Origin of the sequence: Pontibacter locisalis (genome assembly GCF_042684605.1) — a bacterium.
Lineage (GTDB): Bacteria > Bacteroidota > Bacteroidia > Cytophagales > Hymenobacteraceae > Pontibacter > Pontibacter locisalis.
The window spans coordinates 47,589-63,489 of the sequence record NZ_JBHULU010000022.1; the positions used below are offsets into that span (position 1 = coordinate 47,589).

11 protein-coding genes and 1 tRNA gene are annotated in these 15,901 nt (G+C 47.4%); 4 read left to right on the forward strand and 8 right to left on the reverse strand.

The genetic code is table 11. The annotated features are described in order from the left end of the window. Positions 1–111: 111 nt before the first annotated feature. The 7 genes from ACFSRY_RS18270 to ACFSRY_RS18300 form a co-directional block, all read right to left on the reverse strand. Entirely contained in the window at positions 112–411 is a 300-nt protein-coding gene (locus ACFSRY_RS18270; protein ID WP_377511396.1) for a 4a-hydroxytetrahydrobiopterin dehydratase, read from the reverse strand. A gap of 38 nt (positions 412–449) precedes the next feature. Further along, positions 450–1,241 carry a phenylalanine 4-monooxygenase gene (locus ACFSRY_RS18275; RefSeq protein WP_377511399.1) on the reverse strand — a complete coding sequence of 264 codons (792 nt, stop codon included), beginning with the start codon at positions 1,239–1,241 and terminating at the stop codon, positions 450–452. A 284-nt stretch (positions 1,242–1,525) separates the two neighbouring features. After that, positions 1,526–4,711 (reverse strand): type I restriction endonuclease subunit R, encoded by a 3,186-nt coding sequence (locus tag ACFSRY_RS18280; RefSeq protein ID WP_377511402.1) that lies wholly within the window; start codon positions 4,709–4,711, stop codon positions 1,526–1,528. Beyond that, positions 4,692–5,906: a restriction endonuclease subunit S gene (locus ACFSRY_RS18285; protein WP_377511405.1), complete on the reverse strand. Its 1,215-nt coding sequence runs from the start codon at positions 5,904–5,906 to the stop codon at positions 4,692–4,694. Before ACFSRY_RS18285 ends, ACFSRY_RS18280 begins: the two co-directional genes overlap by 20 nt. Before the next feature lie 19 nt (positions 5,907–5,925). After that, positions 5,926–7,218 (reverse strand): radical SAM protein, encoded by a 1,293-nt coding sequence (locus ACFSRY_RS18290; protein WP_377511408.1) that lies wholly within the window; start codon positions 7,216–7,218, stop codon positions 5,926–5,928. After that, positions 7,218–8,288, reverse strand: a complete 1,071-nt coding sequence (locus ACFSRY_RS18295; RefSeq protein ID WP_377511411.1) for a hypothetical protein — start codon at positions 8,286–8,288, stop codon at positions 7,218–7,220. Before ACFSRY_RS18295 ends, ACFSRY_RS18290 begins: the two co-directional genes overlap by 1 nt. Positions 8,289–8,359: 71 nt before the next feature. After that, positions 8,360–9,976 (reverse strand): type I restriction-modification system subunit M, encoded by a 1,617-nt coding sequence (locus tag ACFSRY_RS18300; RefSeq protein ID WP_377511414.1) that lies wholly within the window; start codon positions 9,974–9,976, stop codon positions 8,360–8,362. A gap of 1,375 nt (positions 9,977–11,351) precedes the next feature. Here ACFSRY_RS18300 and ACFSRY_RS18305 point away from each other — a divergent pair. The 3 genes from ACFSRY_RS18305 to ACFSRY_RS18315 all read left to right on the forward strand — a co-directional run bounded on the left by ACFSRY_RS18305 (position 11,352) and on the right by ACFSRY_RS18315 (position 14,643). Beyond that, complete coding sequence (locus ACFSRY_RS18305; RefSeq protein WP_377511417.1) at positions 11,352–12,293, forward strand: hypothetical protein; 942 nt, start codon at positions 11,352–11,354, stop codon at positions 12,291–12,293. A 115-nt stretch (positions 12,294–12,408) separates the two neighbouring features. Next, positions 12,409–12,870, forward strand: a complete 462-nt coding sequence (locus tag ACFSRY_RS18310) for a hypothetical protein (protein WP_377511420.1) — start codon at positions 12,409–12,411, stop codon at positions 12,868–12,870. A 36-nt stretch (positions 12,871–12,906) separates the two neighbouring features. Next, positions 12,907–14,643, forward strand: a complete 1,737-nt coding sequence (locus tag ACFSRY_RS18315; protein WP_377511609.1) for a recombinase family protein — start codon at positions 12,907–12,909, stop codon at positions 14,641–14,643. Here the strand turns inward: ACFSRY_RS18315 and ACFSRY_RS18320 are convergent. Next, a tRNA-Glu gene (locus ACFSRY_RS18320) sits at positions 14,606–14,677 on the reverse strand. The two genes, ACFSRY_RS18315 and ACFSRY_RS18320, sit on opposite strands and share 38 nt — an antisense overlap. 177 nt (positions 14,678–14,854) lie before the next feature. Here ACFSRY_RS18320 and gap point away from each other — a divergent pair. Continuing rightward, on the forward strand, positions 14,855–15,847 hold the full coding sequence (gene gap / locus ACFSRY_RS18325; RefSeq protein ID WP_377511423.1) for a type I glyceraldehyde-3-phosphate dehydrogenase: 993 nt from the start codon (positions 14,855–14,857) through the stop codon (positions 15,845–15,847). The last annotated feature ends 54 nt before the right edge of the window (positions 15,848–15,901 follow it).

The window sequence follows — 15,901 nt, forward strand, 5'->3', positions numbered from 1 at the left end:
GGAGAGATGTTTTCTGATAAAAACAAAACCCGCTCCTGTTCTTTTAACGGAGCGGGTTTAATCAAGAGACTATACGGGTCTGTATAGCCAGGAGCCTTAGAAGCTTGATACTTAGATCTCGTCTATCTTAGCGGCCACGATGAAGTCGTTCTCAGATAAACCGTCTATCGCGTGTGTCCAAAGCTCCACTACCACCCTTCCGTAGTAAATATGCAGGTCGGGGTGGTGCTCTTCAGATTCGGCAATTTCGGCCACGCGGTTGGCAAAGGCCATGGCGGCCACAAAGTCTGAAAAGGTAAATTCCCTGCGGATCTTTTTCCCGTCCACAACGCTCCACTTGCTTTTCAGCTGGCACGTATAGTTTTCTATCTCCCCGCCTTTGATAGTGGGAACGCCCCCTTCGCAGGGCACGCATCTTTTCTCGGTAAGTGACATGGTATATCTCAGTTTTAGTTTAGTGCAAAATCGGCTAAGCTCTCTTCCAGTTTCGCCTCAATTTCTTCTATAGAATCAAGCAGCTGTTCATAGGAGTCGATGATAAAGTACCTGTCCTGGAAAGTATCTTTGCGGTAAGGCGTTTGCAGGATCTGCTGTAAGTTATACGCAAAGTGCAGGGGTGCATCACTCAGGCTGTGTTTTGTCTCACCTACGGAGCTAAGGATTCCCGCCCCGTAAATTCTTAAATCTCCGTTCTCTCTAATCAGTCCGAACTCGATGGTGAACCAGTAGATCCTTGACAGTAGCTCAATGGCGGCGGGATTATTTGCGCGGGCAGCACCGATCCGGCTCAGAGCCTGCAGAAAATCAGTTACTGTATTGTCAGTAAGCAAGGGCACGTGGCCAAACACATCATGGAACATATCCGGCTCCTCCAGGTAATCCAGCTCGCTCATTTTGCGCAACCAGGTGGTGGCCGGAAACTTCTTGTCAGACAAAAGCTCAAAGAAGAGCTTGTCATCGATTATACCCTCTACAGCCACTATCTCCCAGCCATTAAGTTCACCAAGGATGTTATTGACTTTGGCGAAGTCCGGTATGGTCGCGCTTTTGAAGCCTGCCACCTGTAACCCGTCTAAAAAAGCCACGGATGCTTCGTGCGGCAGGTCCTTCATCTGCCTGGTGTAGAGTATCTCCCAGACTTTCTGGTCTTCAGTTGTATAGTTCTGGTATACCTGCTGCATATCTTTTAAAGTAGGTATCTGGCGTACTGTACTTGTTTCGATTTCTGTTGTACTGATCATTTTGAGCTGTGTTTTTAGGTATTCGGGAATAAAAAAAGCCTGGTTCGTTTCGGAACCAGGCTTCTGTATATTTGTAGTATTAGCTACTTCAAAGGGAACAAACGCATCCTATTCCGAAACGGAAGTCACGGCTATAGTAATAATAGTAATATGCGTTGTTTGATAATGTCATGGCTGCAAAGCTAGGAAATCAAACTTAAAATTAAAAGCTTTTGGCGCTAAGGTATAAAGTTGCATCAAATTTTATAACCCCTGATTTGATTAAAAATGCGTTTGGTTTCTTCTTACGCCACACTCATATCTCCCCACTTGCTATACCGTGCCTCGGCCTGCTCCATCACCTCATCCAGAATCTCCTGCAGTTCGGCATTCACTTTAAAGCGCAATACCTTTTTCACGGCTAGTTGCAGTTGGGCTTTGGTGTCGTCTTTTTTGTACCAGTCGGGTTGCTGGGCGCTTTTCTTTACTTCAGCTAATATCTTTTGCACCAGTTCCTTTATCAGGTCGAAGTCCTGCACGGCGTTGGGGTGATTGGCCAGGATCTCGTAGAAGGCTTCTTCCTCGTCGGTGAGGCCGAGCTGGTTCCTGCGCTGGTCTTCTTCCTGCATCTGCTTAGCCACTTCGCGCAGCTTTTCCATGGCCACCAGGCTATCGAAAAAGTGGTTGTGGTAGTCGGCCAGAATTTTCTCTACTGCCTCTTTTAACTTGCGCGACTTTGCCAGGTTTTTAAAAGAGCGCACTTTTATCTCATCGTTCAGGATCTGGCGTATCAGCTCCAGCTTTAGTTCGTTGCCGGTTTTTTGGGCCTTGGCGGTGGCTAGGAAATCGTCGTTGATGATGGAGATGTCGAAGCGCTCGATGCCTGCCATCTGGAATACGTCTACTACATCTTCGCTCTCTATGCTACGGTGGATGAGGTCTTTGACTTTTTGTGCCGATTCTTTCACGCTCCTGTTCGGGTTTTTCAGTTTGCGCAGTGCCGCACCCACGTGTTGCAGGTAGATAATATCCGCTGCCAGTTCGTTTATACTTTCGTGGCTTTTGATGATCGGGGCGAGGCTGCTGAGAATCTTCTCGTTCAGCATAAAAGCCTTGCATAGTTCATCGTCTGCTACCAGATGGTTAACGGCAAAAGATACAAGTTTGTATTTTTCAGTCTTAGGTAAAGCTCCAAAGTATGGAATAGCCTCATGCAACGTATTAAATTTCATAGCGCGAGCGTCCTCGCTCGTGTTTCCTATATAGGAGGCCTCTGGCCGGGTTGGCTGTTCCTGGGGCCGGAGGCCCCCACTATAGCCGTCACGAGCGTGGACGCTCGCGCCATTAGCGCCACTATAATTTATTTCTATAAGCCCTCCCGGCAGCATCTCCCGCAACACACCAATTGTTTCCTTGGCCAGCTCAAACGCCTCTTCAATGTCAAAGGCTACTTTGCCCTGGCCTCCGGAGGTGGTGTATTTGTTGGTGGCGTCGCGGAGCCTGTCGCCTATGCCGATGTAGTCCACGATCAGGCCGCTGGGCTTATCGCGGAACACGGTGGCGACGCGGTTTACGGCCTGTATCAGGTTATGGCCGCTCATCACCTTGTCTACATACAGCGTGTGCATGGCCGGGTTGTCGAAGCCAGTCAGCCACATGTCGCGCACGATCACGAGCTTTAGCGGGTCGTCGGGGTCTTTGAAGCGGCTTTTGATGGCCTCCATCTGCTCTTTGGTGCGCACGTGCGGGTTCCAGGCGATGGGGTCTTTGGCGATGTTGGTGGTCATGATCACGGCTACCTCGGGACAGCCTTCCAGGGCGGTGAGGGCATCGTAGAGCTTCACGCAATTGCGACGGCTCATGCACACGATCATGGCCTTGCCGCTCAGGCTGGCGTTGCGCGTAGTATAGTGCTGCAGCATGTCTTTGGCAATGGCTTCCACACGCGCGGCAGAACCGGCTGCGTCTTCCATGGCAGCCCACAGTATTTTGTTCTTGTCGCTGTCATCCAGACCGCCGGTTATCTCTTCGGCTTCTTCCTCTAGCTGCTCGTTGCCTAAATGCAGTTTGGCCAGGCGAGGTTCGTAGTAGATCGGTACCACGGCTTTGTCTTCGGTGGCCTGCCTGATGTCATATGTATGGATGATCTCCCCGAACACGGCTTCGGTGTCGGCGTCTTTACTGTCTACGGGGGTGCCGGTAAAGCCAATGAAGCTGGCCTGTGGCAGGGCACGGCGCAGGTTATTGGCAAAGCCCTGAATCAGGCCGTACTGGGTGCGGTGGCACTCGTCGGCAATCACAATAATGTTGTCGCGGGTACTCAGGACGGGGTGCTCCAGTTCGCGGCCGTTGGCGTTATCTTTCAGGTTAAACTTCTGCACGGTGCTAAACACTACGCCTCCGCCTTCTCCGCTCAGCAGACTGCGCAGCTCGTCGGTGGTGTTGGCTATGCTCACGTCGCCTACCAGGTCTTTGGCTGCCACGAAATCGTCGAAGAGCTGGCGGTTCAGGTCGAAGCGGTCTACCTGCACCACAATGGTTGGGTTTTTGAGCTCGGGCAGCTGGCGCAAAATGCCGGTGTAAATGGCCATGGTTATGCTTTTGCCCGAGCGGGTGGTGTGCCATACCACGCCAATGCGCCCATCGCCGTAAGGGCGTACACTCTTCAGGGTTTGCTGCAGGGCGTATTGTATCCCGAAGAACTGGTGGTACTTGGCGCCTTTCTTTATCAGCTGGCCCTTGTCTGGCTCATGGAAGATGAAGTAGCGCACGTATTGCAAGAGGCGCTCTGGCACCAGCAGGCCTTTGATGAGGGTTTCCAGTGCGAAGCCGTTGTTTACCACCTCACGTCCGTCTGTGCTTTTCCAGGCGGCAAACCACTCCAGGCCGCTGCTGTACATGCCATGCAGGGTAGTTTGGCCATCGCTTACCACGGTCAGGGCGTTGTACTCGAACACCTGCGGAATATCCAGGGTATAGTGCTGCACCTGGTTGTAGGCGGCTTCTACGGTGGCGTCTTGGCTGAACAGGTTTTTGAACTCGAAGAGCACCAGCGGCAGGCCGTTCACGAAGATGATGAGGTCGGGGATACGCTTGTTTTTACCGACGATGGTAAACTGGTTGACTACCCGGAAGTCATTTTCAGAAACAGCGTCGTAGGCGATGGGGTAGAAGTGGCCGAAATGCTGCTTGCCGGTATCGTCTTTCCATGTTTTGCTGATGCCTTTGCTGAGCTTGAGGTGAAAGGCGTGGTTGCGCTGGTGCAGATCGGTGCCGCTGTTAAACAGGAACTCTTGCTTTAGCTCGGCCAGCACCTTGGGCGGTACCTGCGGATAACGGCGCTGCAGAAATTGCTCAAACACATCTTCGAGCACGGCTTTGCTCTGGTCACGTTTCAGTTCGGAGCCGTGTTGGTAAGTATAGGGCTCCTGCTCGCGCAGCCAGGCTATGGCCGCTTGCTCAATGGCTTCTTCAGCTAAGTATTGGCTCATGCTGTTCGTCTGTTTTCAGTTGCATCACGTCAATTTCTCCTGACATGAGTTTAGGTAGGAGGGTGTCACGAAGTTTGATGAGTCTTCGTATTTCTACTTTGCAATTAACTATTTTATCAAGCAAAGGGGCAATCACATTATTAGCTTTGCTCAAATGTTCTTCAGGCGAAGTATAAACTATAGCTTCTGATAAATGGCTTCTCTTAATATGGCCCATTGTTGTAGCTTTAGAAGCAGCTATACTTTGAAACTCTCTTAAATGCTCTTTCACCCAATAATAATAGAACCACTTAGGAAACTTATCAGATGTTACTTTGAACAAGTGTTGGTTTAAGGCTCCATCACCGTGACACCAAATATCTGCTTCCAAAGTACCAGACCAACTGAACAAAATATCACCATCATGAATAATATACTGAGAAGGTATATTCACATCAGCTTTTTCAGTAGATGATGTGATACCATTCTTTAATTCTCTAATCTTAATGATTGGTAAAAAGTGCTTTTCGTCTTTAGGTTTATACTTCTGAAGAGCTAAACCATTTAAGAAATTAGCCACTTCGTCTAAAGGCTCAGTTTTCCATCCCTCCGGCAGATTCTCTTCATCTATACCATCCACGAAATACTGCCGGAAGAGCGTTTGCGCCATTTGCTCCAGCGTTTGGTTCATGCGGCGGTTCAGCTCTATTTTGTCATCCAGCGCAGATAAAATTTCGGCTATGCGGCGTTGGGTGGGGAGGTCGGGGAGTATAACTTCTACTTCTTTGATAATAGCCCCACTTAAGTTTTGCTGTCCACTTCCAGACTTGAGATTTACTAGATAATCGTAAGAGTTAAGAAGGTAATAATATATGAACTCATAATCTGCTTTATTCGAATCTATAATTAGGTTACAGCAAGCTTGATTAGTAGCTAAAGGTATCTTGTTGATCGCAACTCTACCAGCAGTTTCACCATCACCATACATCGCAACTATTACAGAGTTGGGAGGAATAAGCTTTGCAGAAGATTTCTCTAAGCCTAACTGTGTAATCTTGTTTTCTGCATTATAAACTCTGCAATTGGCAACCTCTTTGGTTTTTAGCCAAGGAATTTTGCCGTTTTCATAAAACTCCTTTTTAGAACGCAAGGGTGTTCCACCTGAAGTTACCTTAGTGCAAAGTGTTCCTAAATTATATGTGTTCCAATTGTACATGTTTTGGGATGTTAACTTATTAATTTGGAATTAGCATTTTATCTTTTGCTTTTGTTGCGGTCTTAGGTATTGCACCTAATTGAAGCGCTAACTCAAAAGCTTTATTGCTTATTCTATATATTTTCATCCCATTATTATCATAGCATTCAGTTTCTTCAATACCATAAAAAGCTAGTGGTCCTATAGATTTTGTTGAGCTATTCCATTTTGCAGCCATCCATCCGATTATATTGTTTGCATCCTCAACTCTGCTCTTTGAATTTACATATTGATTGATCGGTCCATCAGGAGCCCACTCGCATGATAAATGCTCATACATCAATAATTTACTATTTTCTCTTAATGCATTCCTTATCGCTTGTGAGAAAGTGTAACGGTAGTAATTTTCAAACCCTGGTAGTTCATGAACTCCAGAACAGCAGCAATCACTACTATCGTAAGGGAGGAGGTCAGTGTCAGCTGAAGAATAACTAATACCTAATCCCCAAGCTACCTTTGATAACTCTTTGTGAGTTAGTAGAGCATATTCTCTGTTAACTAAAAACTCTAATCCCATTAGTCTTCTTTCGGAATAATATTCCTCTATTTCTCTTCCTACTGCACTAGATATTTGAGTAGTTAATTTAGAATATTCGGTAAGAGGAAGTTTTAGTAATTCTACTGATATATGCTTAACCCCCGCTTTAGCTAAGGTTTTGATGGCCTCGATTGTTGAATCCAATTCCCCCGGTATCAAAGGCTGTAGCCTTGCAGATACCCAGCAAACTGCAGCAAGGCTTTTTATAACATCTAATCTTTCTGATGGTAACGGTGTATTAAACTCTATTAGACTGGATACTTTATCATCTAATGAAGAGAAAGAGACTTGTGTAGCAACTAAACTTTGTGATATAACTTTTAGGTATTCATCTTTTGTAATTAGGGTTCCTTTAGTTGATATAATAGTTGGATAATGGTAGTCTCTTAGGACTTTTAATGTTTCCAAAGTCTTCTGACCATACTCCTCATACTCCATGAATGGATCACTCATACCCCCAAAGTGTATAGGTGTTTTGTTTTCTAATAGTTGAGATATAACAGTCTTCGTTGAATCATTTTCAGTCTTTAATGACTTGCATAAAAGTTTATCAACAGACTTGTAATTTATAGTTTTAATCCCTTTTGGGGGATGATTGCCACCTCTATTTTTAGCAAAACAATAGCTACAGCGATAGGAGCACTTAGAATATGAATCAAGCCTTAGAGGCAAACTACAATGTGGTAATTGTGATGTAATACTCATGGAGTATCTATAGTCCTTATTTTCAGCCATTATTTGGTTGGGGCAGTTTTGGGCTTTGGCGTAGTTTTTTCAGCTGTAGACTGCTTAGTAGCAGTAGTGTCTATAGCAGCCACCAATATCTTTGATGAGTCGATAGCAAAATTGTTTTTTATAGTCAAAGCGCTATCTTGAAGCTTGTTGTTTTGCTGTACCGGGTTAATTGTAACTATATCCGAATTCTGACTTAAGCTATCATATAGTTCTCTATTTGTCATATCTACAATCTCCTGCCTGCTGAAAGGAAGTTTGGTTACGGAGCTATAAACGATACTTACTACAAGTGCTATAACTGTAGCAAAAGCCGCCCACCTAGTACCTATGGATAATCTATCAGTCAGTTGTCTATCGAACTTGTTTTTATAGGCGTTGTGAACTAGTAATAGATAAGTATATCTTAGATGCTGTATAAAAATATCTTTATCTGTAGCTTTTATATAATTGTTGAAATACGCTTCAGCACCTTCTAAATAACCAAGTACACCTTTTTTATTTAATTGAAGGTCTTCATTACTTCCCTTTTTGGGGTTATCAGTAAAAGGTATTTTACTTACTCCTGGAACGCCATGATAAAACCACATCCAGCTGTTTCCTAGGTAGTTAAGTTTTTTGGCATCAATCTTTAAAAAGTGGTATCGGTCTGATTTTGTTTGCCAATAATAAGTAGTAATGATTCTGAAGCCAGTATAAATAATAATAGCTAAGCCGATTGCTATAGAAGCACTAACTAATCCAAGAACTGTCAAATTACTCGGACTTATATATCTTATAACTATACCAAGGCCAGCAAGGGCTATTGTAAAGAGCTGTAAACCAGCTTTAAAGTAGTCTCCTCTTCTTTGATCTAAAGCCTTTGTTAAATCGAGGTAATGTTTTATTAAGCCTTCCAGGAGCTTTATTTTGTCTACCTTCTTTGTATGATCTTCTTTAACCTCTTCATCTTGGAAGTTATTTAAACTATCATATATAGATTTTATTTTGGCATTAGCTTCGTCAAAGAAAGCTTGATCTGGTTTTTGATCATCATTCCACCATTCCTGTGAATTAATATCGAAGTCTTTCATTAGCTTTATATTAATAAAGTTTTATGAATAGTTTACGTTAAATTATAGTATACAAATAAAGGAAATAGCTTTTACAACCCAAACCCAATCCCCTCCAGATTCTCCCGAATCCGCTTCTCCAGCAGGGCGCTTTCCTCAAACTGAGCGGCAAGTTCGGTAGTCAGCAGTTTCATCTTCTCTTCAAACGGAACACCGTCGTCTTCCTCGGCTTCGGAGCCCACGTAGCGGCCCGGCGAGAGAACGTAATTGTTGGCAGCCACCTCGGCTAAGGTAGCGGCCTTGCAGAAGCCTTCCACATCTGAGTAGCTGCCGCCCAAGTTGCGCCAGGTATGGTAGGTGTCGGCAATTCGGGCCACGTCGGCATCTTCGAACACACGCAGGCGTCGGCTGGCCATGGTGCCCAGTTTGCGGGCATCTATAAAGAGAATCTCGTTTTTGCGCTCGCGGTGCTCGCCGTCGCGTCCGTCGCGGTTCTTGCTAAGTATAAAAATACAGGCCGGTATGCCGGTGGTCAGGAAGAGCTTGTCGGGCATCTGCACAATGCAGTCTACCATGCCTTGCTGTATCATGTGCTCGCGCACGTTCTTTTCGCCGGCGCTTCCGGTGGTCATGGCGCCGTTGGCCATCACCACGCCAGCCGTGCCGCGCTCGCTCAGGTGGTGCCACAGCGTCTGGAACCACATGTAATTGGCGTTGCCGGGGGTGGTAAAGGTATCTTTGGCCCCGAAGAGGCGCGGGTCGTTGTCGGGCAACAGCTCGGGGTGCCAGTTGCTGATGTTGAACGGCGGGTTCATGAGGGCGTAGTCGGCCTTCAGGTCGGAGAAGCGGTCCTGCAGCAGCGAGTCGCCCAGCTTCACGTCGAAGGAGAGGTTGCGCAGCAGCAGGTTCATTTTGCAGAGACGCAGCGTGCCTTCGTAGCGCTCCTGCCCGTAAATGGAAATGTCGTTTTTGTCACCGCCGTGCGCCTGCAGAAACTTGAGGCTCTGCACAAACATACCACCCGAGCCGCAGGCCAGGTCCATGATGCGGCCCTTGAGCGGCTCCAGCATTTCCACGAGCAAACGCACCACCGCACCCGGCGTAAAGAACTGCCCCGCACCGGAGCCTTCGGCCATGGCAAACTTGCCGATGTAGTACTCATACACGCGGCCGTAAATATCAGACTCGGGGTTGTTGATCTCGGAGAACTTCTCTTTGGAGAACAGGTTGATGAGCCCGGCTACCTGCGTAGGGGAGAGCTGGCTTTTGACAAAGATAGGCTCCAGCACGCCTTTGTAGTCGGGGTTGCGCTTGGCAAGCAGCTCGTCTAGCAGCACAAAGGCCTGGTCTACCTTCACTTTAATGTCGTCCTGCTCAGCGTTCTCGCGCAGGTACTCCCAAGTAGCTTGCTGGGGCAGGCGGTACACGTTCTTTACCTGGTACTCCAGCTCGTCTTCGAGTACCTCGGCCTGCTGGTGGGCCTCTATGTTATAGTAGTCGCTTTCGGGGTTAGCAAAGTCCTGCTGTATTTCCTGCTTGCGCAGTTCGTAGCGCTCGGAGAGGTGCTTTACAAACAGCAGCGAGAGCACGTAGTCTTTGTACTGGTTCTCGGCTACAGCGCCACGCAGCTCGTTGGCAGCATTCCAGAGTTCGTTTTCAAAATCTATATCCGCTTTAGCTTTAGCGGCAGGGGTGTTTTTATTGCTCATTTATACTTGGGTACTCGGCGTTAATACAGGAGTACAAGGTAGGGAAAAGGTGGCATTGTTCTGTAGAAAAGTATAGAATTTTTGCGATGTTTTGGAGCGGTTGCTGCAGGGAGGAACAGGTAGCAGAGACGCGGTATAGTTCAAGTGGCTGTGCAGGCCGGCAGGGACTAGGAGGTGTTGAAAGTTGGTTGTGTATATAACACAGGCTGTAGTTGTACTGTAGGCAGTTGTGTTGCCGCGCTTGAATTCACGCCGGAACCCGCTGAAAACGGGTGCTCCGGTCCGCTATTTTATACTTGTTTATGCACGGGTTTAGCAGACGGAAAAAGTGCGGTAAGATTCAGTGTGTTTTACATGCGGAAAACAGTTGGTTTTACTGTCTCTCGCTGCCTGGATTCGGATCAAGTTACGGAACAAAAAGAGTGCGCTCAAAATGCGCGTGACTTTCTGTAACAGCCTTTCCGGCTGCCCAAAAAGCTCCGCGCCAAAGTGTGATCCTGTCGGTGGTTTAAGCGGCGGAAAACAGGATGTTTAGCAGCAGCTTTTATAGATCATATAAACAGTCTGTTTTGGCGGCGTTACAGGGGCTATTAAGCGTGCGGTTTTACCGACTTTTTTCCGCACTTATTTCCGTGGCTCTTTTTGGATGGTTAAGGGCATGGTGCCCGTGGTACTTTACCATGAAAATAGACTGTGAGAATTTTCGTTGCAAGATGATTGTTGTATAGTTCGTTTTTCAGCCTGGAAGTACGGAACTACGGAAACGCTGTTTTTGCCTGTTTTCAGGCGCTTAATTATTTCTGTAACCCCTTGTGATGGCGTTAGTTGCATGTAGATTTGACTGCATGTTTTAGCTGTTGTTCTGGAAGCGTACTGCGGAATGCGGTTTTTGGGGTTTCAGTGGTTTTTGCCTGAGAGCTATAGTTTCCGGCGCGTTTCCGCCTGAAAAAACACCCAGTTCGGGCGGCTATTTTTAATGTTTAATGAACGCTAAAAAGTATTTGTAACTACCTGTGCGCACGCTACTTAGATCTCCGCAAAAGTTTCCGTAAAACAAGCACTTGCAGTGCCTATGCGGAACCTTGATTTTCTACCGCATACCCTGCTTTTCCGGCTGTGTTTTCCGTGTCCGCAACCAGCACCAACGCTTCTATAATCGCGCCCGCCTGCGCACGACGTACGCGTGCATGCGCGCATGCAAGATCCGGTTTCAGTTTTTTTAGAGACGATTGTTTATGCATATCCAAGCTGCCGTTTTAAGCACCAGCACTGGTATAAGAAAATATTTTACCCCGGAATAAAACAAATATTACAAAGTTGTTGTATAGTTAAAACTAAATATTACCTTTGGGTTAAATATAGAATTTAACTACACATGAGAGAGGAGACACCACCCCCCGAAACCGGCACGGAAGACTTTGCTTTGCAGCTGGACCTGCAGGAAATGGACCAGATACCAGAGCTTTACGAGAAGCTGCGCGAGCCGATCTTTTCGCTGAAGCAAGCCGGTATTGCCCCCAAGCTCTACGTGGACTGGAAGAAAGCCGGGCTGGCGCCCAAGACGGAAGAGCAGGCCTGGACCAAGCTCAGTTTTCTGGAGTTCCTGTGGCTGAAGATGGCCAAGGAGCTGCGCGAGTTGGGGCTGCCGCTGGCACGGGTAAAAGCCTTGCGCGAGTACCTGTTTGGCAACTTTCCAATCAGCGGCAAGAACCTCAGTCCGTCATTACTGAAGAAACTAGAAACAGGGCTGGCAAAGGCAATGAAGCCTGCCGAAGTAGCTGAAGTTCTAGAGTTGGTGAAGACCGGACAACTTGATGAAATTTTGCAAACGTTCGGGATTGGTTTTACGCTGCTGGAGTCGATGGTTTATTCCGCGTTATACCACAAGCAGGAAGCCGGCATTCTGATCTTTCCGACAGGCGATCTGGTGCCGTGGCTCGACGAGATGCAGGGCATGGGGCCAGAAGGGCAGGTGCTGCTGGGCAGAACGCATGTGTTCCTGTCCATTACCCAGCACCTGGCAGCATTTATCTTAGACGAAGACAAAGCCGACTATATTCCGCGTTTATCGTTGCTTTCAGAAGAAGAGCTGCAGGTGGTCAGGGCCATCCGCAACAAAAGTTTCCGGCAGGTTACCGTCACCTTCGACGAGAAGCGCCAGATCACCCTGCGCACCACGTCAGATGGTGTGCTGGACGAGGCCTTGTCTAAGGAATTGATCGAAACACTGGCACTGAAGAACTATCAGTCGGTGGAGCTGGAAAACCGCGGGGGCTCTAAACTGAAGTTCACCAAAGAACACAGACGTAGAATTTAGTGCCCAAGGCTTATTAGCTTTCAGCATACATTACCATTTAGCTTACTCTTGCCGGACGCTGATCAGGCAGGAGCCAAGGGTAGCGGTAGCCCCGCACCCATAGTATAGCCCGTCAATGTACCGGTCGCCCCGGACACTGGCACTGGCAAATACCAAATTGAAAACGTTATCTAAAAACCAAAAAGAGAAACAACAAAGACCAAACAAAAAACAGCGTTCAGTAAGACCTGGCAGCATCAATACAGTTGCTGCATCCGCGCAACCTGAACAAGGACAGCAAAGTGGCTACGATAGCTACTACAAGCAGCTCACCGAAGAAATTGAAAGCATCGAGCGTCATGTCCGCGAACTAAGGCAGACGCCGGGGCTGGAGCATCTGACCGAAGAAGAAGCCTATGCACAGGTAGATTTTATGCTCCGTTTTAGTGCCTGGGTTTTTAACCAGCACCTGCAGGAGCTGACAGCGGCCACTATGGCTGGTGAAGACGGAACAGACCCTGAATCTGCTAAAGTCTCTAAAGCACTAAAGCCCAAAATCAAGCGTAACAAAAAAGCAAAAGAACCCCTTTCCCTTTAACCTTGACAGAACATGAAAAAGCAAACCACAGCAGCTATGCCGGAGACACCGGAGGTTGCAACTAAAGTTAAGAAGGTAGCTACAAAATCTGCTGCGAAAGCTAAAGCTGTTTCTAAGAAACCTGCTCAAGCTAAAAAGCCTACGGCACTTCGGGCTGTCACAGGGAAAGGGGATGAACTGAGCATCTTTGCACGGCCACTGCAGAAGGGAGCCAAGAAAGCAGCCCCGCGCGGCAAGGTGGCCATCATCTACACCCGCGTATCGACCAAAGAGCAGGCTGAGACCAACCAAAGCTTATCCACCCAGTTAGAGCGCTGCACAGCTTACGCTGAGCGCCACGGCTACCAGGTGGTGGGTAAGTTTGGCGGCACCTATGAAAGTGCCAAGTCAGACGAACGGAAGGAGTTTCAGAAGATGCTCGAATTCGTGAAGAAAAGCAAGCTCCGGGTAGGCTATATCATCGTCTACTCGCATGACCGCTTTTCGCGTACCGGCTCTTCGGCCATCGGCATCGTGGATGAACTAGGCCGTATGGGCATCTCGGTTGTAGCCGTGACCCAGCCGGTGGACACCCAAACGGCGGCCGGCAAGCTGCAGCAAGGCATTCAATTTCTTTTCTCGCAGTTCGACAATGACCAGCGACGGGAAAAGTGCATGACGGGCATGGAAGCGCGCGTCAGACGCGGTCTGTGGGTTGGCAAGATTCCGATGGGTTATGATAAAGTGATTGTAGGCAAAGAAGTGATTCTAAAGCCCAATAAAACGGGTAAGCTGATTCGCCTAGCCTTTCAGCTCAAAGCTGAGCAGGGACTAAGTAACACAGATATTCTAAAGCGCCTGAAAGCGCAAGGCTTGATACTCTATAACCAAACCCTTACAAAGCTGTTCAGAAACCCCTTCTACTGCGGATTGATCAGCCATGGCTTACTGGAAGATGGCGAAGTCGTGGAAGGCCAGCACGAGCCGCTGATTACGCGCCAGATGTTTCTGAAGGTGAACGGGCTGCAGGCCCAGAACGCGCACGGCTACACACAGGTGAAAGAAGACGAGGAACTGCCGCTTAGACATCACATCAAGTGCGGCAGCTGTAAAAAGCCACTGACGGGCTACGAGATGAAAAAGAAGCAGATCCACTACTACAAGTGCAACACCATCGGCTGCAAGCTAAATAGAAACGCCAGTAAGCTGCACAACCTATACGAAGGCTTTTTAGCGGAACTCGAGGTTGATGCTACATACTTGCCCAAGCTGTCGGAGATCATGGAAGAGACCTACCATAAGCTGACAGAGGAAAGTAGGATAGAAGAAAAACGTTTGCAGACGCAGCACACCGAGCTCAAAAAGAAGCTGGACACGCTCGAGCGCCGCTATGCCTTTGGCGAAATAGAGAAGGAACTCTTCACTAAATTCAGCTCTGAACTGAAAGCTGAGCTACTGGAAATCGAGCAGAATCTTGAAAAGTGCGCACCAGCGTTATCGAACCCCAAATCCTTCATTGAAAACGGGCTAAATACAGCGGTAACTATCTCATCTTCATGGAGTAATAAAAACGTGCAGGGCAGAAAACAACTGCAGGCGATGATGTTTCCCGATGGGGTGTATTATGACCGCGAAATGGAGGGTTATCGAACCACAAGGGTGAACGGCTTTTTCTCCCTTTCCAAGGAGATAGAGCGGTTTTTAGAGGCAAAAGAAAAAGGGAAAAGCGATGCAAACGATCACTTTTCCCTTCCAGTAGCCCGTAGGGGAATCGAACCCCTGTTACCAGAATGAAAATCTGGCGTCCTAACCCCTAGACGAACGGGCCGTTCTGTCTAATTGTGGTGCAAATATACAGCTCTCTTATTAATTGCAAAAACGTAAAGCATATTTTTTTTAACATTATCTGTAAAATGTTCATTATCAGGATAGAAAAAAATATTGGTTTTACACTATGGTAATCGTAACTTCGCACCATAAATTATAACTCTCAAAATTAGAAACTATGTCTAAAATAAAAGTTGCAATTAACGGTTTCGGCCGTATCGGCAGACTTACATTTAAGGCGCTGCTTCAGAAGGAGAACGTAGAAGTAGTTGCTATCAACGACCTTACTGATACCAAAACACTGGCGCACCTGTTAAAGTATGACTCTGTGCACGGTCGTTTTAACGGCACCGTAGAGGCTACTGATAAAAGCATCGTAGTAAATGGCCAGGAGATCCAGATTACTGCAGAGCGTGAGCCTAAGAACTTGCCTTGGGGTAAGCTGGGAGTAGACGTAGTTTTAGAGTCTACAGGTCGTTTCGTGGATGAGCAGGGTGCTGGTGGTCACCTGGAGGCTGGTGCCAGAAAAGTAGTTATTTCTGCTCCTGCTAAAGGCGATATCAAAACAGTAGTTCTTGGTGTAAATGATGATGTGTTAAATGGTGAAGAAAGAATCGTTTCTAACGCCTCTTGTACAACCAACTGCCTTGCGCCAATGGCAAAGGTTTTGGATGATACTTTCGGCATCGAGAAAGGATACATCACCACTGTTCACGCTTACACAGCTGATCAGAACCTGCAGGATGGTCCGCACAAAGACCTGCGCAGAGCACGTGCTGCGGCTTACTCCATCGTTCCTACCTCTACTGGTGCTGCTAAGGCCGTTGGTCTTGTGCTTCCTCACCTGAAAGGTAAACTGGATGGCGTAGCAATGCGCGTTCCTATTCCGGATGGTTCACTTACTGACCTGACTGTAGTACTAAAGAAGCCTGCTACAAAAGAGGAAATCAACGCTGCTATGAAAAAGGCTGCTGAAGGTTCAATGAAAGGTATCCTGGAGTACACTGAGGATCCAATCGTTTCTATCGACATCGTTGGTAACACACACTCTTGTATCTTTGATGCAGAGATGACATCAGCAAACGAGACACTTGTTAAAGTAGTTGGCTGGTACGATAACGAAGCTGGTTACTCTAACAGAGCAGCTGACCTGATCACTAGAATCGGTTAAGCAAAAGCTTAAAGTTATAAAACAAAACCCCGCCTCTTAAGAGGCGGGGTTTTG